Here is a 17,519-nt window from a genome sequence, read left to right as displayed (position 1 = left end):
CAATAATGAACAGGAGTTTTCGATGGCTAAGGGGCAATCTTTACAGGACCCGTTCCTCAATGCGCTGCGGCGCGAGCGGGTGCCGGTGTCTGTGTATCTGGTCAACGGCATCAAGCTGCAGGGCACGATCGAGTCGTTCGACCAGTTCGTGGTCCTGCTGCGCAACACCGTGAGTCAGATGGTCTACAAGCACGCCATTTCCACGGTCGTGCCGGCGCGCAACGTGCGTGTGGGGCCGGGTGGTGGGTATGTGCAATCCAATGAAGGCAATCAGGCGGAAGATGACGACGTCGAGCAGTAATGGAGTAGTGCGTGTTTGATCGCTCACGCAAGGGTGAACACGCGTTGTTGATTCAGACCCACTCCGGTGGGCCTGCCGAAGAAGATGTGCTGGAGGAGTTCGCCGACCTCGCAAAGTCGGCGGGCGCCACGGTGGCGGCGACGCTCACCGCGCGCATCGACAAACCCAGCCCGTCGACCCTGATCGGCAGTGGCAAGCTGGAAGAGGTCAAGGCGGCCGCCGAGGCCACCGGCGCGGATCTGGTGCTGGTCAACCACACCTTGTCGCCCGGCCAGGAACGCAACCTGGAGCGCTATCTGGAACGGCGCGTGATCGACCGCACCGGGCTGATCCTGGACATCTTCGCGCAGCGTGCGCGCAGCCACGAAGGCAAGTTGCAGGTGGAACTGGCGCAGCTGCGGCATATGGCCACCCGGCTGGTGCGCGGCTGGACCCACCTCGAGCGCCAGCGCGGCGGTGCGATCGGCCTGCGCGGCCCTGGCGAAACCCAGCTGGAAACCGACCGCCGTCTGCTGCAGAAGCGGGTGGAGCAGTTGCAGAAACGGCTGGAAAAGGTCGAGGTGCAGCGCAACCAGATGCGCCGCGCGCGGCTGCGCAGCGAGCTGCCGCGCATTGCGCTGGTTGGCTATACCAATGCCGGCAAGTCCACGCTGTTCAATGCGTTGACCGGCGCCGATGCGTACGCGGCCGACCAGTTGTTCGCCACGCTCGATCCCACCGTGCGGCGCATCGCCTTGCCGGGAGGCAGCGCGATCCTGGCCGATACGGTCGGCTTCGTGCGCGATCTGCCGCACGAACTGGTGGCCGCGTTCCGTTCGACCCTGTCCGAGGCGCGCGAGGCCGATCTGCTGCTGCATATCGTCGACGCCGCCGACCCGCTGCGCGAAGAACGCATCCTGCAGGTGGACGAGGTGTTGCATGCCGTAGGTGCCGGCGATCTGCCGCAGCTGCTGGTGTTCAACAAGATCGACAGGATCGAAGGTGCGCAAGTGCGCCACGACGCCCAGGACGGCATTCCCGATCCGGCGCGCCGCGAGCGCGTATGGATTTCCGCGCGCGATGGCCGCGGGCTGGAAGAACTGCAACACGCGCTCGGCCAGCGCCTGGATCTGCGCCATGTGACCGGGCAACTGCGGCTGCCGCCCTCGGCCGGCCGCCTGCGCTCCAAGCTGCATCAGCTGGAAGTGGTACGCGGCGAGCAGGTCGATGAAGACGGCTGGCTGCTCGAGGTCGATCTGCCGATGGTCGAGGCCGAGCGTCTGGCCGCCGGCGATGACGGTGCGCCCCTGCGGGCGATGTTGCCGGATCGCCGCGAAGACTGGGAAACCTGATCCCCGCGCCCGTCCGGCCTGCCGGGCGGTGGACAGCAACCGGCCAACCAATGGCCTGCTGTGCCGGGTGTGGTGGAACGCACGCCGCATCCGGCCGGTCGTGTGCTTCACCACGCAAGGGCGGGGCGATCGCCAGCGACATGGGCCTGCCACCGCGCTGCCCTGCGCAAGCTCGAAGGCGATGCGGTGCGCGTCAGCAAACGCCATCGACGCCAGGCAGCGAGCAGCTGATCGTGGAATGGTGATGCATGCACAGCGTGCAGCTGCATGCCATGCCACCTGCTGCGGCAAATCAGCGGTGGCCGCGCATCGTGGGCACGCGTGGGCAATCTGCAACCGTCGTCCAGTCGATGGGAACGACAGGCGTGCGGCCGATCACCGCGCGCACGGTGCGGGGAGACAGCACGCACAAATTCGGATAAAAGTGATCGCTGCCCATGCCTGATCCCCGCAATGACGTCTCCCACTGATCACGATCTGCTGCAGCTTGCCCAATCCCTGAGCGCGCAGTTGCGCGCGGCGCGCGAGCGTCTGGTGACCGCGGAAAGCTGTACCGGTGGCTGGATCGCCAAGGCCATGACCGATATCGCCGGTTCCTCGGACTGGTTCGATTGCGGCATGGTGGCCTACAGCTATGAGGCGAAACAGGCCCTGCTGCGGGTGCGTCCGCAGACCCTGGAAGTCCATGGCGCAGTCAGTCGGGAAACGGTGATCGAAATGGTGTCCGGCGCCCTGGTGACCTCCGGCGGCAGCATCGCGGTGGCGGTGACCGGCATCGCCGGCCCGGGCGGCGGTAGCGAGGACAAGCCGGTGGGTACGGTCTGGATCGGCTGGAAGCGGCGCGGCGGTTACGCATCCGCACAGTTGTTCCGGTTCGACGGCGATCGTGATGCCGTGCGTCGTCAGACGGTGGTGGCTGCGCTCCACGGGTTGAGCGCGCTGCTTCAGATGTAACTGCTGCGGCTGCTTGGCGACGGCTGGATGTGGTCGCAAGCACATCGACTCGTCCTGTGATGAGCCGGTCCGGCGCATGGCTTGCATGCGCATTGGCGCGCGGTCGGGTTCGCCACGCGCACGGCGCATTCGGTTCGTTGCATATGACGCGCTGCGCAATTGAATGATGATGGAGCTTCGTGTGCGCATGCAGGGTCGGTGGCACTGCCTTGTTCGCGCCTTCGCCGGGGGGAAACGCATGAATCTGCAGCAGCAACCTCGCGCCGCATTGGCGCTCGCCTTGCTCATGGCGCTACCTGCGCCTTGTCTCCATGCGCAGGTCGCCTCGTCCGCGGAGCAGTCAACTACGGTGCCCTCCGAACCTGCCACCTTGGCGGCGCTCAAGGTCACCGCGCAAAAACGCGAGGAAGCGCTACAGAACGTCCCTGTCGTGGTATCGGTGTTGCCCGAGCAGCTGCTGCAGGACAGTGGCGTGCATGACATCAAGGAACTTCAGGCACTGGTGCCAGGCCTGATCGTCACCAGTTCGCAAAGTGCGGCGCAGACCACCGCGCGCATTCGCGGGATCGGCACGGTGGGCGACAACGCCGGGTTGGAATCGTCGGTGGGTGTAGTCATCGATGGTGTCGCGCGTGCGCGCAATGGCGTGGGCTTCGCCGATCTGGGCGAGCTGGAACGCATCGAGGTGCTGAAGGGGCCGCAAGGCACGGTGTTCGGCAAAAATACCTCGGCCGGCGTCATCAACGTGGTCACGCGCCGGCCCAGTTTCACCCGCAGCGCCGATGCCGAGCTCACGGCCGGCAACTATGGCGCGCTGGGGGTGGCCGCTGCGTTCAACGACGCCCTGAGCGACAGCGCTGCGTTGCGTGTCTATGCCGCCAGACGGCAGCGCGACGGCTTCGAACAGGTGGTGACCGGCGCCGGCCCGCGCACGGCCACCGATGACGGCGACCAGAACCTGCGCACCGCACGCGTGCAGTTGTTGTGGGAGCCGAGCGCCGATCTGGAGATCAACCTTGCCGCCGATGCCACCAGCCGCAAGGAAAACTGCTGCGTCACCGTGACCACCGAGCGTGGCCCCACCGCCGCCCTGATCGATGCGCTGGCGCCGGGCGGGCAGGGCACCAGCCCGCGTGCCGAGCCGCAACGCCGGCGTGCCTACAGCAACCGCAGCACGGCGCAGGACATTCACGACAAGGGCGTGTCGGCGCAAGTCGATTGGACCACGCCCTGGCTCGACGCTGCGGTGCTGACCTCGATCACCGCACTACGCGACTGGAAGTCGGTCAACGGCCTGGACTTCGACTATGGCGCGGCCGACATCTTGTATCGCGACGCGCGCGAGGACGAGATGCTCACAAAGTTCAGGACCTTCAGCCAGGAACTGCGCTTTGCCGGTTCCACCGAACGCGTGGACTGGCTGGTGGGCGCGTTCTATGCCGATGAAACCCTGCATCGCAACGAGTCCTACCGCTTCGGTGACGCGTACGAACCGTATCTCTCCAGTGTGCTGCTGGCGCGCATCAATCCGGCCTTGGCCGCACGTGCCGATGCGCCGCGTTTTCTCGCCGACGTCACCGGGCTGCCGACGGGAAGCCTGTTTCGCGGCCAGGGCAGCCAGGACCGTTTCCGTCAGGACGGTACCAGCGCGGCGCTGTTCACCAACAACACCTGGCACGCCACCGACGCGCTGGATGTGGTGGTCGGCCTGCGCTACACCTACGAACACAAGGCGCTGCGATCGGCCTTCGCCAATCCCGATGGCAGCCCTGCCTGCGCCCGCTATTTTTCCCCGGACGGGCAGGTCGACCCGGCGGCCGTGCGGCGCATCGGCGCGGCGCTCACCGCGCGTGGCGTACCTGCGGCCGCCGTGCCGGCCATCGCACCGCAAGTCATCGGTTTCACCTGTCTGCCCTGGGCCAACATCGCTCACGCCGGTCGCATGACCGAGCAGCGCCGTACCGAGCGCGAGTGGTCCGGCACCGCCAAGCTGGCGTATCGCTGGAACGAGGCGCTGATGACATACGTATCGGCAGCGCGTGGCTACAAGGCCGGTGGATTCAACCTGGATCGCGTGCAATCGTCCGACGGCCTGTCCAGCGGTGTGCAGGGCATCGTGCCGGTGGACGACACCTCGTTCCCGGGCGAGTTCGTCGACAGCTATGAGCTCGGCGCCAAGAGCACCTGGCTGGGCGGCAATCTGTTGTTGAACGCGGCGCTGTTCTACCAGGACTTCAGCGATTTCCAGCTCAACAACTTCCTCGGCACCAGCTTCGTGGTGCGCTCCATTCCCACCGTGGTGTCGCGTGGCATCGACACCGAGGTTCTGTGGCAGGGCGCACTCCCCGGGCTGATGCTGCAAGGCGGGCTCAGCTATGCGGACACCACCTATGGCAACGACCCGCTGCCGGATGCGGAGCTTGCGCTGTTGCCAGGCAGTCGCCTGAGTTTTGCGCCGCGTTGGTCGGCCAACCTGTCGGCGACCTACGAACATGCGATAGGCAACCGATTGACCGGCCGTGTCAATATCGGCGCCAAATACACCTCCGAATACAACGCCGGTTCGGATCTTGATCCGCAGAAGGCACAACCGGGCTACACCTTGCTCAACGCGCGGGTGGGCATCGGGGCTACCGATAAACGCTGGCTGCTGGAGGCATGGGCGGAAAATCTGGGCAACGAGACCTATCGGCAGATCGTCATCGACACGCCGTTGCAGGCCGGCTCGTGGAATGCATTCCTGGGTGCGCCGCGTACCTACGGGCTGACGTTGCGCTTGCGCTACTGAGCCGTGCAACCACCTGCGTGCAGCGGCACGGCGTCAGCATGCAGCCCACTGCGCGCTGAGTACCGATCGGTCCGGGGCGCGACATTGGCGGATGGATCGGCTACAAACAAGGTCTCATTGCCAACGCTGCGTGCCGATGTTTTCGTTTCCTGCTGCCGTGCCCGACGCCTTGCCGCCTCCTGTTCTGCATGAGCGGCCAGGTGCGCGGATCGGTTGGTCTGCATCGCCTGTCCAGGCTGCGATGGCGCAGACGGACGACCGTCACGGCCCGGTCTTGCGCCTGCGCGATGCGTGCGCATCTGTCCGGATGCGGCGGTTCGCTCATGGCATCTCGCGGCGGTACCGGCTGATTACCCGGCGCATGCGGGCCGTGCAGCCGAGCGCCCCGCAGTCCCGGGTGTGTGCGTCGCAGCAGGCGGTGCGCTGATGTGGGAAGCGCTTGGCACGGTGCGGGATCTGGGGCGCCTGCAGGAAATCGCATCCGTCCTGATTCGCTATGGCTTTGGCGATGTGGTGCGCCGCATCGGGCTGGCCGATGTGCTCGATCGCGCCGGCAGGTTGCTGCACTGGAACAATGTCGAAGGCCGCCTGCGCATGTCGGCCGCGCTGCGCGTGCGCCGCGCGCTGGAGGAACTCGGCCCTACCTTCGTCAAGCTGGGGCAGGTGCTGGCCACGCGCGTGGACCTGCTGCCGCCGGACTGGATCGAGGAGCTCAGCGAACTGCAGAACGCGGTGCCGGCCTTGCCGTTCGACCAGATCCGGCCGCAACTGGTTGCCGCGCTGGGCGCGGAACCGGAGGGCGTGTTCGCCCGGCTGGACGAGCAGCCGCTGGCGGCTGCCTCGCTGGCGCAGACCCACCGTGCCTGGCTGGCCGACGGCACGCCGGTGGTACTGAAGATCCGCCGCCCCGGCATCGGCGACACCATCGACGCGGATCTGCGCCTGCTCGCGCGGCTGGCCGACATCGTCGAAACCCGCGCTCCGGACCTCAAGCGCTATCGCCCGGCCGAAGTGGTGCAGCAATTCACCGTCTCGCTGCGGCGCGAGCTGGATTTCGCTGCCGAGGGCCGCAACGCCGAGCGCATCGCCGCCAATTTCGCCAACGATGCGCAGGTGGTGGTGCCGGCGGTGTATTGGGAGTGGACCTGCGATGCGCTCAACGTGCAGGAATTCATCGATGGCATTCCCGGCCGCGACATGCCGGCGGTGGATGCCGCAGGCCTGGATCGCCAGGCATTGGCGCGCGCCGGCGCCGGCATCGTGCTCAAGATGGTCTTGCAGGACGGCTGTTTCCACGCCGACCCGCACCCGGGAAATATTTTCTATCTGCGCGACGGTCGTATCGCCATCATCGATTTCGGCATGGTCGGCCGGGTGTCCGAGCAGCGCCGTTTCCAGGTGGCGCAGTTGCTGCACGGCATGGTGAGCTACGACGCCGACGCGGTCATCGATGTGCTACTGGAGTGGGCCGGCACCAGTCTGGATATCGACGAGGCGCGCCTGCAGCAGGACATCGGCGCATTCGTCGACGAATACCGCGGCGTGCCGCTGAAGGAACTGCGCATCGGTGCGATGCTCGGCGATGTCACCGCCATCCTGCGCGACCATGGGCTCACGCTGCCGTCGGATCTGGCGCTGATGATCAAGGCGTTTCTTACTCTTGAAGGCATGGGACGCCAGCTCGACCCGGACTTCGACATGGCCACCGAAGCGCGGCCGTATCTCGAACGCGTGGTGCTGCAACGCTATGCGCCCAGTGCCATGCTGCGGCGCAGCCGCCGTACCGTGACTGGCGCGATCGACCTGATCGGCGACCTGCCGCGCGATCTCAAGCGCCTGATCCAGGCGGCGCGTCGCGGCAAGCTGCAATTGCATGTGGAGACGCGCGCCCTGCGCGAATTCGGCGAGCAGGTGGATCGCGCCGCCAACCGGCTCACCATGGGGATCGTGACTGCCGCGCTGGTGATCGGCTCGTCCATCGTGATGAACAGCGTCGGCAGCAGCGCCAGTCGCTGGCTGCTCGGCCTGGGCGTGGGCGGCTTCATCGGCGCGGGGTTGTGCGGCATCTGGATCCTGTTTTCGATCTGGCGCAGTCGGCGCTAGCCAGGGCCATCGACACGTGCTGCTCGGCTGAGCGGGCCGGGAGGGGATTGCACACTGCGCGGTTAGTAGTAATACTACTAACCATGGACCTGACCGATACCCAGCACGCCATCCTTGCCTTGATCGCCGAGCGCATCGACGCCGATGGCGTCCCGCCCTCGCAGACCGAAATCGCCCGTGCGTTCGGCTTCAAGGGCGTACGCGCGGCGCAGTATCACCTTGAGGCCCTGGAGCAGGCTGGCGCGATCCGCCGTGTACCGGGGCAGGCGCGCGGCATTCGCCTGGCCGGGCAGGGCGCGGTGGCGCGCATGCCGGCGGTGAGCGCACCGCCGCGCGAGGACGTGCTGCGGTTGCCGGTGCTGGGGCGCGTGGCGGCCGGCCTGCCGATCGGTGCCGACATCGGCTCGGACGACTTCGTGGTGCTGGATCGGGTGTTCTTCTCGCCATCGCCGGACTATCTCCTCAAGGTGCAAGGCGATTCCATGCGCGACGAAGGCATCTTCAACGGCGACCTGATCGGTGTGCACCGCACCCGCGATGCGCGCTCCGGGCAGATCGTGGTGGCCCGGATCGATGAAGAAATCACGGTCAAGCTGTTGAAGATCGGCAAGGACCGGATCCGGCTGTTGCCGCGCAATCCCGACTATGCCCCGATCGAAGTGCAGCCGGATCAGGACTTCGCCATCGAAGGCCTGTATTGCGGGCTGCTGAGACCCAATCGCTGAGCGCTGTACCGATGCCTGCGCTGGTCGTTTTCCCAGCCGGCATTGCAGTCTTTTCCGCTGCCTGGGAACGGATCGCATCGTTAATCTGAGTGTGTCGCCTGCAGTCTCAGTCTGTGCGATACACCACCGCTACATTGGCTCCACACCGAAATCACTGACAAGGATCACCCAGATGGATGAGAACAAGAAGCGCGCCCTTTCCGCCGCACTGAGCCAGATCGAAAAGCAATTCGGCAAGGGTTCGGTGATGCGCATGGGCGACCGCGTGATCGAGGCGGTCGAAGTCATTCCGACCGGCTCGCTGATGTTGGACATCGCACTGGGGATCGGCGGTCTGCCGAAGGGCCGGGTGGTGGAAATCTATGGCCCGGAATCCTCGGGCAAGACCACCTTAACCCTGCAGGCGATTGCCGAATGCCAGAAGAAGGGGGGCACCGCGGCCTTCATCGACGCCGAGCACGCGCTGGATCCGATCTACGCCGCCAAGCTGGGCGTCAATGTCGACGACCTGCTGCTGTCGCAGCCCGATACCGGTGAGCAGGCGTTGGAAATCGCCGACATGCTGGTGCGCTCTGGTTCGGTCGATATCGTGGTGGTCGACTCGGTCGCCGCGTTGACGCCAAAGGCGGAAATCGAAGGCGAGATGGGCGACCAGCTGCCGGGCCTGCAGGCCCGCCTGATGAGCCAGGCGCTGCGCAAGCTCACCGGCAACATCAAGCGCTCCAACACCTTGGTGGTGTTCATCAACCAGTTGCGCATGAAGATCGGCGTCATGATGCCGGGCCAGAGCCCGGAAGTGACCACCGGCGGCAACGCACTGAAGTTCTACGCCTCGGTCCGCCTGGACATCCGTCGCATCGGCGCGATCAAGAAGGGCGACGAGATCATCGGTAACCAGACCAAGATCAAGGTAGTCAAGAACAAGCTGGCGCCTCCGTTCAAGCAGGTCGTCACCGAGATCCTCTACGGCGAAGGCATCAGCCGCGAAGGCGAACTGATCGATATGGGCGTGGAAGCCAAGCTGGTGGACAAGGCTGGTGCCTGGTACAGCTACGGCGACGAGCGTATCGGTCAGGGCAAGGACAACGCGCGTGGCTATCTGCGCGACAACCCGCAGGTAGCGGCCAAGCTCGAGGCCGAGCTGCGCGAGAAGTTCCAGCCCGCCGAGGCGCCGCGCGAAGAAGGCGACGACGCCGAGAAGGAATAAGCGGCATCGGTGACCGGGCACGCTGGCGACGGCTGGCGCGACCGGCAGGCTGCGGCGCGTTGCTTTCCAGGGCGGTGTGGCAGCCTCGGCCGCTCTGCTTCTTACCGATGCGGTGCGTGAGGTCGTTTCAGGTTTTTCTATCGCGGGAACGGCGGAGTCAGTGCCGTCGCGTCCCGCGGTAGATCTATCGAGGGCCAGGAGGGCAGGCGCCAGGGACGGCGCATTGATGCAGCAATCGAGGGATACGTCACGATGGACGAGCAAGAGCCCGCACCCAAGCGGGGCCGCCGGTTCAAGGAGCAGACGCCGGTCCAACGCGCACTGGGGCTGCTGGTGCGGCGCGAGCACTCGCGCAAGGAATTGAATCGCAAGCTGCTGGCGCGCGGGATCGAGCCGGACGCCGCGCAGGCGGCCGTTGATCGCCTGGCCGGCGAGGGGTGGCAGGACGACACCCGGTTTGCCGCTTCAGTGGTGCGGAATAAGGCAAATTCGGGCTACGGCCCATTGCATATCCGTGCCGAGCTCGGTACCCATGGCCTGGACAGCGAGGCCATCAGCGCCGCAATGGCGACGTTTGAGGGCGATTGGACCGAAAATGCGCGCGAGCTGGTCCGCCGCCGGTTCGGCGAGCAGGGACCGGTGGATCTGCCGCAGCGGCGCAAGGCCGCCGATCTGCTGGCCCGGCGGGGTTTCGACGGCAACAGCATTCGCAGCGCTACGCGCTTCGACCTTGAGGACTGAGGGCGTCAGGCCTGCTACCCTTCGTGGTTTCAGGTTGTTCCGCTCATCTGCGCCCACATCTCATTGGGTGACCGGGACTGCCGCCCGCCCAATGCCAGCACATGAACGCACCTGCCAAATTCAGCACTTCCCAGATCCGTAGCGACTTCCTTGCGTTTTTCGAGGGCAAGGGTCACACCATCGTGCCCTCCGCGCCGCTGGTGCCGGGCAACGACCCGACCCTGTTGTTCACCAATTCCGGCATGGTCCAGTTCAAGGACGTCTTTCTTGGCGCAGAGAAGCGCAGCTATGTGCGAGCCGCAGACGTGCAGCGCTGCCTGCGTGCCGGCGGCAAGCACAACGACCTGGATTCGGTGGGTTACACCGCGCGTCACCACACCTTCTTCGAGATGCTGGGCAACTGGTCGTTCGGCGATTACTTCAAGAAGGACGCCATCGCCTGGGCCTGGGAGCTGCTGACCCAGGTCTGGAAGCTGCCGGCCGACCGCCTGCTGGTCACCGTCTACCACACCGACGAAGAGGCCTTCGCGCTGTGGCGCGACATGATCGGCATTCCCGAGAGCCGTATCGTGCGTATCGGCGACAACAAAGGCGCCCCGTACGCCTCGGACAACTTCTGGCAGATGGCCGACACCGGCCCCTGCGGCCCGTGCACCGAGATCTTCTTCGATCATGGCGACCATATCGCCGGCGGTCCTCCGGGCTCTCCGGACGAAGATGGCGACCGGTTCATCGAGATCTGGAACCTGGTCTTCATGCAGTTCGATCGCCAACCCGACGGCACCCTGGTGCCGTTGCCGGCGCCGTGCGTGGATACCGGTATGGGGTTGGAGCGGCTGGCTGCGATCCTGCAGCACGTCCATACCAACTACGAAATCGACCTGTTCCAGACCCTGATCGGCAAGGCCAGTGAGCTGACCGGCGTCAGCGATCTGGAAAACAAGTCGCTACGGGTCATTGCCGATCACATCCGCGCCTGTTCGTTCCTGATCGTCGATGGCGTGCTGCCGTCCAATGAAGGGCGGGGCTATGTGCTGCGCCGGATCATCCGGCGTGCGCTGCGCCATGGCTGGATGCTGGGCGTGCGCCAGCCGTTCTTCAGCAAGATGGTGCCCACCCTGGTCGAATTGATGGGCGAGGCCTATCCCGAACTGGTGGTGGCCAGGGACACCGTTGCCCGCGCCCTGTTGGCCGAGGAGGAGCGCTTTGCCGAGACGCTGGATGCCGGCATGAAGATCTTCGACGACGTGGCGGCGCGGTCGCAGGACGTCATCCCGGGCGAAGATGTGTTCCGTCTCTACGATACCTATGGGTTTCCGGTCGATCTGACCGCCGATATCGCGCGCGAACGCGGTATGCGGGTGGACATGGAGGGCTTCGAGTTTTCCATGGAGCGTCAGCGCGAGACCGCGCGTGCAGCAGGCAAGTTCGGCGGCGGCGTCGCGTTGCCGGCCGATCTGGTCGCCAGCATGTCGCCAACCGTCTTCCTGGGTTACGAGGCGCATGACGCCGACGCCCTCAAGGTCGTCGCCCTGCTCAAGCAGGGCCGCCCGGTCGAACGTGCCGAGGCCGGCGACGAGGTCATCGTGTTCACCGATCGCACGCCGTTCTACGCCGAGTCCGGCGGTCAGGTCGGCGACAGCGGGCAGTTGAGCAACACCGATGTGTCGATCGACGTCACCGATACCCAGAAGTTCGCCGGCCAGTTCCACGGTCACGTGGGGCGCATCACCGAAGGCGCGCTTGCGCTGGGCGATGTGCTGGCGGGCGGCATCGATGTACAGCGCCGCGGCAAGACCATCCTCAACCATTCGGCCACGCACCTGCTGCACGCTGCGTTGCGCGAAGTGCTGGGCACACATGTGCAGCAGAAGGGCTCGTTGGTGGCGCCGGACCGGCTGCGTTTCGACTTCTCGCATTTCCAGCCGATCACCGCGGAAGAACTCGCGGTGATCGAGCGCAAGGTCAATGCCGAGGTGCGCACCAACCACAGCGTCGAAGTGCACAACATGGCCATGCAGGAAGCGCTGGATTTCGGCGCAATGGCACTGTTCGGCGAGAAATACGGCGAGCGCGTGCGCGTGCTGAAGATGGGTGGCTATTCGACCGAGTTGTGTGGCGGCACGCATGTGAGCCGCACCGGCGACATCGGTCTGTTCAAGATCACTTCCGAAGGCGGTGTGTCTTCGGGCGTGCGTCGCATCGAAGCGGTGACCGGGCAGGGTGCGCTGGATTATGTCGCCGACCAGGAGCGGCGTCTGTCCGAGGCCGCCGGTCTGCTGGGTGGCAATGCCGGTGAAGTGGTGGACAAGGTACGCGCGCTGACCGAGCGTCAGAAGCGCCTGGAGCGTGAGCTGGAATCGTTGAAGGCCAAGCTGGCCTCCGGCGCGACTGCCGATCTCGGCGCCGGTGCAGTCGATGTGGCCGGGGTCAAGGTCGTCGCCGTGCGTCTGGAAGGATTCGATGCGAAGGCCTTGCGCGAGGCGATGGACCGCCTGAAGCAACAGCTGGGCGATTCGGTCATCGTGCTGGCCGGTGCATCGGCGGGCAAGGCCGCCCTGGTTGCCGGTGTGAACGGGAGCCCAACTGGCAAGGTAAAGGCAGGGGAACTGCTCGGCCATATCGCCAGTCAGATCGGGGGCAAGGGCGGCGGCCGTCCGGATCTCGCCCAGGGTGGTGGCGAGGATGGGCCCGCCCTTGCGACCGCTCTCGACGGCGTGCCCTCCTGGGTCAAGCAACACTTGGGCTGAACACTTGTCCTGCTATGCCTTGCTGGCTAGCAGGATGTCCCGCTACCATTTCTGGTCTATTCCCTTTACCTAGGGCGCGTCTCACTCAGGAGGCCGTCGACGCTGGTGGGAAACCCACCGGTTCCAGGAGATTTGCAAAATGTTGATCCTCACTCGCCGGGTAGGCGAAACCTTGATGATCGGCGACTCGGTCACTGTCACCGTGCTCGGCGTCAAGGGTAATCAGGTGCGTATTGGCATCACCGCACCGAAGGATGTTGCTGTGCATCGCGAAGAAATCTACCAGCGCATCCAGCGTGGGGACGAGCCGGTGGCCTCTGGCGCGCACCACGGCGACGATTCTTCGAATTGATCGTACTAAAGGGTTTACGTTAGCCCCTCTTACCCGGTATTCTTCGCGGCCTGCCACGGACATCGCGGCAGGCCGCAAAAACTGGAGCGATGCCCGAGTGGCTGAAGGGGCTCCCCTGCTAAGGGAGTATAGGGTCAAAAGCTCTATCGAGGGTTCGAATCCCTCTCGCTCCGCCAGCGTTCTAGACGCCCGCAAATCATTGATTTGCGGGCGTTTTATTTTGCATGCTCGGTGTGCGCATTCGGCTTGCGAGGGCCGGCACGACAGCAGCGCCGATGAGCACCGGTGCAGTGCAGACACACGGCCGAGCCGGTTGTGATGCATCACCTTGTGGTCGCCGTGTCGGTCTGCGTGTTCCTGGCCGAGGGCTCCCATCGTGGTCGCCGGGGCGATTGGAGCTGGTCGCTTATACGTGCATCCGCAGGGTTGCGTGCCTGCACGTTCGCTGGACGAGCTTGAGTTTTATCTGCAAGGACCCGACCTCGGCGCTGCCGGCATCGCTATCGGCGCGTGGTTCTACGCGCGCCTGCCGTTGGATTCAAAACGACACGTGGGGCCTCGGCACGCTGCAACGCTCCGATCGGCCCGCCAACCTGCGGCACGGCGATGCAGGCTGGTTGCTTGCAACCTGGTTTGCTGACGACCGGTCTGCTGCCTGCCTGAGTCGCTCGGTGCCTGTCGGGAAAGCGTTGGGAGCCAGTCGCGTGTGTCCGGAAAATGCAGGGCTGCTTGTGTCAGTGCGGCGCTCGCCCTTGCAGCTGCGCAAGCGGTGTCCGAGACGACGTCTGCGCTGGTCGTAGTTGCACGTTGCTCATGACCAGATGGTCGGCGTTGTTGCTCCGACAGCAGCTGCCTTGCGAGCTGAGTGCCTGGCCACGGCCCTGCCGTTGCCGCGTCCGTGGCGTAGCGGCCTGGTCGGTTCGGTTGGATCGAGGTTCGCCACGTCCGAATCGCTCGACGATGCGTTGGGTGAATAAGGATCAAGTTATGCGCACGGATGTCGCTAAGGGACGTGACCCCTATCCCGGATTTCGACGTGATGCGCCTACCGTTGCTTGGACGTTTGTTCTCTTCCCGGGGTCGCGGTCTGCAGCACAAGGCCAACGCAGTGGACCGGGTGATGGCGGTGATCGAATTCGATCTGGATGGGCGCATCCTGGATGCGAACCAGAACTTCCTGTCGCTGATGGGATACCGGCTGGAGGAGGTGGTCGGCCAGCACCACCGCATGTTCGTCACCGCAAACGATCGCGACAGCGAAAGCTACCGCCAGTTATGGGAGGCGCTGCGTCGCGGCGACTTCAGTGCAGGGCGCTTCTGCCGGCTGGACAAGCACGGGCGCGAAGTCTGGATCAATGCTTCCTACAACCCCTTGCTCGATCGCGCGGGCAAGGCCTATCGCGTGGTGAAGTACGCCACCGACATCACCGCGCAGGTGCGCCAGACCGCCGATTTCGAAGGACGCATCGATGCGATCGACAAGGTCATGGCGGTCATCGAGTTTTCGCTGGACGGCACGGTGCTCGATGCCAACCAGAATTTCCTGCAGGTCATGGGTTACCGGCTGGAGGAGATCCGCGGCAAGCACCATGGCATGTTCGTGGATGCGGCCACGCGTCAGTCCGCGGCGTATCGCGCGTTCTGGGAATCGCTCGGACGCGGCGCATTCGACGCCGGTCGCTACAAGCGCATCGGCAAGAACGGCCAGGACGTCTGGATCCAGGCCTCCTACAACCCGGTGCTCGACGAGCGCGGGCGGCCCTACAAGGTGGTCAAGTACGCCACCGACGTCACCCGCCAGGTGATCGATTCGGCCGATGCGGATGGTCGCATCCAGGCCATCGACAAGGTGATGGGAGTGATCGAATTCGACCTGGACGGTCGGGTGCTGACGGCCAACGACAATTTCCTGGCGATCCTGGGTTACTCCTCGCAAGAGGCGATCGGCCAGCATCACGGGATCTTCGTCGATGCGGCCTACCGCGCGTCCGAGGACTACCGGCATTTCTGGGCGAAGCTGGCGCGTGGCCAATTCGACGCCGGGCGTTACCGCCGCCTGCGCAAGGACGGCAGCCCGGTGTGGATCCAGGCCTCGTATAACCCGATCCTGGATGTCTCCGGGCGGCCGTACAAGGTGGTCAAGTACGCCACCGACGTGACCGACCAGGTGCGCTCGGCCGAGCGCATGCGCGATCTCATGCGGCAGACCATGAGCGTTGCGCAGAACGTGCAGCGCGAGTCGCACCATATTTCCGTCAGCAACCAGGAGCTGGTCAAGCGCGCCTCCGCGCAGTCCGGTGCGGTGGCGCAGACCTCCGGTACCATCGATCAGCTGGCTGCCACCGTGCGCACCAATTCCGAGAACGCCGGCTCGGCCCAGCGCATGGCCGAAGATTCCGCGGCAGTGGCGCGGCGCGGTGCCGATGTCATCGCCGAGGTGGTGCAGACCACCGCCGGCATTCGTTCGGCCACCGACCGGATCGGGCAGATCATCGAGGTCATCGACGGCATCGCCTTCCAGACCAATATCCTGGCGCTCAATGCAGCCGTGGAGGCCGCGCGCGCCGGCGAACAGGGGCGTGGGTTTGCGGTCGTGGCCACCGAAGTGCGCAGCCTGGCGCAGCGCTGCAGCGTGTCGGCCCGGGAGATCCGCTCGTTGATCGACAATGCGACCGACCAGGTGGGCGATGGCTCGCGGTTGGCCGAGCAGGCGGGTGTGGTGATGCAGGATCTGGTGACATCGGTGCTGCGCGTGACCGCGACGGTGGAGCAGATCGCCGCTGCCAGTCACCAGCAGGCGCAGGATATCTCCACCGCCAACACCGCCTTGCAATCGATCGGCGTGCAGGCGCGCGACCAGGCGCAGATGGTGGATGACCTGGCGCGGTCGGCACGTGTGCTGGAGGCCGATGCCGATGCGTTGTTTGCGCTGGTCAACGGCGACGCCGAGGGCGCTGTCCCGCATGCCGTCACTGCGGATGCTACCGCGCAGCGGCTCCGCCCGCAGGCTGCCTGATGCGTATCAGCCGGGCAGGGCGCCGCGACGACGGTGCCTGGTCCAGGTCGATGGCGGATCGACACATCGTCCCGCGCCCTGGCGCAGCGTCGATACGACGCAGATGGAAGTTGCACGGCCGCGTGTTTGCAGGGCAATCCGGACAGCGGTACGTCCGCGCAGGATCTGCCCGGTCCCGAGCGAAGAGCGACACTGCCGCCCTAAAGCGCGAATGCTGCCCGCGTTGCCTTCTGCCTCGCCAGTTTCGATCGCGCCTGTACCCTCGGGGATCCCGGGCGCCTTGCCGTCACCTGACGATGCGGCTGGAGGCCACCCAGTGCGCGCTGTCTGGATGCGGTGCCAAAGCGCAGGCCAGGTGCAGGCAATGGCTGCAGATCGGCGCGTCCGCAGAAGACCGGCCAGGCCAGTGCCTGCGCAGAAAGAGACGACGCCTCACTGAAGCAGGGCGCCGCTCATTGCCTGCTACGCCCATCTGTCGGCGAGGGAAGCGTGTACGCCTGTCCGCTTACTTGGGCAGGTCGAACACCAGTACTTCGGCATCGCGGGCATCGGCCAGCACGATCTCCGGCTCGCCGATGACCTGCACCGCATCGCCCGCCGACAGCACCTGCCCGTTGACGGTGAGGCTGCCGCGCGCCACCTGCACGTAGCCGATGCGGCCTTCGGCCAGCGGTTGCTGCAGGCGGACCTCGCCATCGAGGATCGACGCATACAGCCGTGCATCCTGATGCAGGCGCAGCGAGCCATCGTCACCGCCCGGCGAGGCGATCAGGCGCAGCTGGTTGCGCTTGCTGTCGGCAGCGAAGTGCTTTTCTTCGTAGCTCGGCTCGATCCCGGCGCGCTCGGGCATCACCCAGATCTGCAGGAAGTGCACCGGCTCGCTGGACGAATGATTGAACTCGCTGTGGGTGACGCCGCTGCCGGCGCTCATGCGCTGCACATCGCCATAGTGCAGCACCGAGCCGGTGCCCATGCTGTCCTTGTGTTCCAGCGCGCCGCCCAGCACGTAGGAAATGATCTCCATGTCGCGATGGGCGTGGGTGCCGAAGCCTTCGCCCGGCTGCACCTTGTCCTCGTTGATCACCCGCAGCGGGCCGATGCCCATATGGCGCGGGTCATGGTAGCTGGCGAAGGAGAAGGTGTGGCGCGAGGACAGCCAGCCATGCTCGGCGCGGCCACGGGTTTCGCTCTTGCGGACATTCAACATGCTGCTTCTCCTTGGTAGATTCGAATTGGCGCTGGGGTGTGGAT

Annotated in this window: 12 protein-coding genes and 1 tRNA gene; 12 read left to right on the top strand and 1 reads right to left on the bottom strand. The window is 65.4% G+C overall.

The window, feature by feature from the left end; all coding sequences use genetic code 11:
- The first annotated feature begins 22 nt into the window (after positions 1-22).
- The 12 genes from hfq to ACCQ05_RS12680 all read left to right on the top strand — a co-directional run bounded on the left by hfq (position 23) and on the right by ACCQ05_RS12680 (position 16,268).
- The gene (hfq, locus tag ACCQ05_RS12735; protein WP_005915027.1) at positions 23-301 is read left to right on the top strand and encodes an RNA chaperone Hfq; all 279 of its coding nucleotides are present in this window, start codon (positions 23-25) and stop codon (positions 299-301) included.
- Positions 302-312: 11 nt separating this feature from the next.
- Positions 313-1,632 carry a ribosome rescue GTPase HflX gene (gene hflX / locus ACCQ05_RS12730; protein ID WP_104540435.1) on the top strand — a complete coding sequence of 440 codons (1,320 nt, stop codon included), beginning with the start codon at positions 313-315 and terminating at the stop codon, positions 1,630-1,632.
- A gap of 453 nt (positions 1,633-2,085) precedes the next feature.
- Complete coding sequence (locus ACCQ05_RS12725) at positions 2,086-2,586, top strand: CinA family protein (RefSeq protein ID WP_104540436.1); 501 nt, start codon at positions 2,086-2,088, stop codon at positions 2,584-2,586.
- 238 nt (positions 2,587-2,824) lie between these two features.
- Positions 2,825-5,374 carry a TonB-dependent receptor gene (locus ACCQ05_RS12720; RefSeq protein ID WP_372390648.1) on the top strand — a complete coding sequence of 850 codons (2,550 nt, stop codon included), beginning with the start codon at positions 2,825-2,827 and terminating at the stop codon, positions 5,372-5,374.
- Positions 5,375-5,800: 426 nt separating this feature from the next.
- Entirely contained in the window at positions 5,801-7,477 is a 1,677-nt protein-coding gene (gene ubiB / locus ACCQ05_RS12715; protein WP_372390646.1) for a 2-polyprenylphenol 6-hydroxylase, read from the top strand.
- Positions 7,478-7,560: 83 nt separating this feature from the next.
- The gene (gene lexA, locus ACCQ05_RS12710; protein WP_104540438.1) at positions 7,561-8,202 is read left to right on the top strand and encodes a transcriptional repressor LexA; all 642 of its coding nucleotides are present in this window, start codon (positions 7,561-7,563) and stop codon (positions 8,200-8,202) included.
- A gap of 172 nt (positions 8,203-8,374) precedes the next feature.
- Complete coding sequence (recA, locus tag ACCQ05_RS12705; protein ID WP_104540439.1) at positions 8,375-9,409, top strand: recombinase RecA; 1,035 nt, start codon at positions 8,375-8,377, stop codon at positions 9,407-9,409.
- Between the two features lie 252 nt (positions 9,410-9,661).
- Positions 9,662-10,150, top strand: a complete 489-nt coding sequence (gene recX / locus ACCQ05_RS12700) for a recombination regulator RecX (RefSeq protein ID WP_372390640.1) — start codon at positions 9,662-9,664, stop codon at positions 10,148-10,150.
- A gap of 101 nt (positions 10,151-10,251) precedes the next feature.
- Positions 10,252-12,900: an alanine--tRNA ligase gene (alaS, locus tag ACCQ05_RS12695; protein WP_372390638.1), complete on the top strand. Its 2,649-nt coding sequence runs from the start codon at positions 10,252-10,254 to the stop codon at positions 12,898-12,900.
- Between the two features lie 139 nt (positions 12,901-13,039).
- Entirely contained in the window at positions 13,040-13,252 is a 213-nt protein-coding gene (gene csrA / locus ACCQ05_RS12690) for a carbon storage regulator CsrA (protein ID WP_003481884.1), read from the top strand.
- Positions 13,253-13,335: 83 nt separating this feature from the next.
- A tRNA-Ser gene (locus tag ACCQ05_RS12685) sits at positions 13,336-13,428 on the top strand.
- Between the two features lie 887 nt (positions 13,429-14,315).
- Entirely contained in the window at positions 14,316-16,268 is a 1,953-nt protein-coding gene (locus tag ACCQ05_RS12680; RefSeq protein WP_372394077.1) for a methyl-accepting chemotaxis protein, read from the top strand.
- Positions 16,269-16,773: 505 nt separating this feature from the next.
- Here ACCQ05_RS12680 and ACCQ05_RS12675 read toward each other — a convergent pair.
- Complete coding sequence (locus tag ACCQ05_RS12675; protein ID WP_372390636.1) at positions 16,774-17,475, bottom strand: pirin family protein; 702 nt, start codon at positions 17,473-17,475, stop codon at positions 16,774-16,776.
- Positions 17,476-17,519 lie beyond the last annotated feature (44 nt).

It is taken from the genome of Xanthomonas sp. NCPPB 3582 (assembly GCF_041475735.2).
GTDB classification, from domain to species: domain Bacteria; phylum Pseudomonadota; class Gammaproteobacteria; order Xanthomonadales; family Xanthomonadaceae; genus Xanthomonas; species Xanthomonas codiaei.
Note: the sequence above shows the minus strand (reverse complement) of the source record. Positions and strands in the feature narration are given on the sequence as shown.

Excerpts from the sequence above, each read along its gene's own strand:
- hfq (WP_005915027.1), top strand. The coding sequence starts at position 23 with ATGGCTAAGGGGCAATCTTTACAGGACCCGTTCCTCAATGCGCTGCGG.
- ACCQ05_RS12725 (WP_104540436.1), top strand. The coding sequence starts at position 2,086 with ATGACGTCTCCCACTGATCACGATCTGCTGCAGCTTGCCCAATCCCTG.
- ACCQ05_RS12720 (WP_372390648.1), top strand. The coding sequence starts at position 2,825 with ATGAATCTGCAGCAGCAACCTCGCGCCGCATTGGCGCTCGCCTTGCTC.
- ubiB (WP_372390646.1), top strand. The coding sequence starts at position 5,801 with ATGTGGGAAGCGCTTGGCACGGTGCGGGATCTGGGGCGCCTGCAGGAA.
- lexA (WP_104540438.1), top strand. The coding sequence starts at position 7,561 with ATGGACCTGACCGATACCCAGCACGCCATCCTTGCCTTGATCGCCGAG.
- recA (WP_104540439.1), top strand. The coding sequence starts at position 8,375 with ATGGATGAGAACAAGAAGCGCGCCCTTTCCGCCGCACTGAGCCAGATC.
- recX (WP_372390640.1), top strand. The coding sequence starts at position 9,662 with ATGGACGAGCAAGAGCCCGCACCCAAGCGGGGCCGCCGGTTCAAGGAG.
- alaS (WP_372390638.1), top strand. The coding sequence starts at position 10,252 with ATGAACGCACCTGCCAAATTCAGCACTTCCCAGATCCGTAGCGACTTC.
- csrA (WP_003481884.1), top strand. The coding sequence starts at position 13,040 with ATGTTGATCCTCACTCGCCGGGTAGGCGAAACCTTGATGATCGGCGAC.
- ACCQ05_RS12675 (WP_372390636.1), bottom strand. The coding sequence starts at position 17,475 with ATGTTGAATGTCCGCAAGAGCGAAACCCGTGGCCGCGCCGAGCATGGC.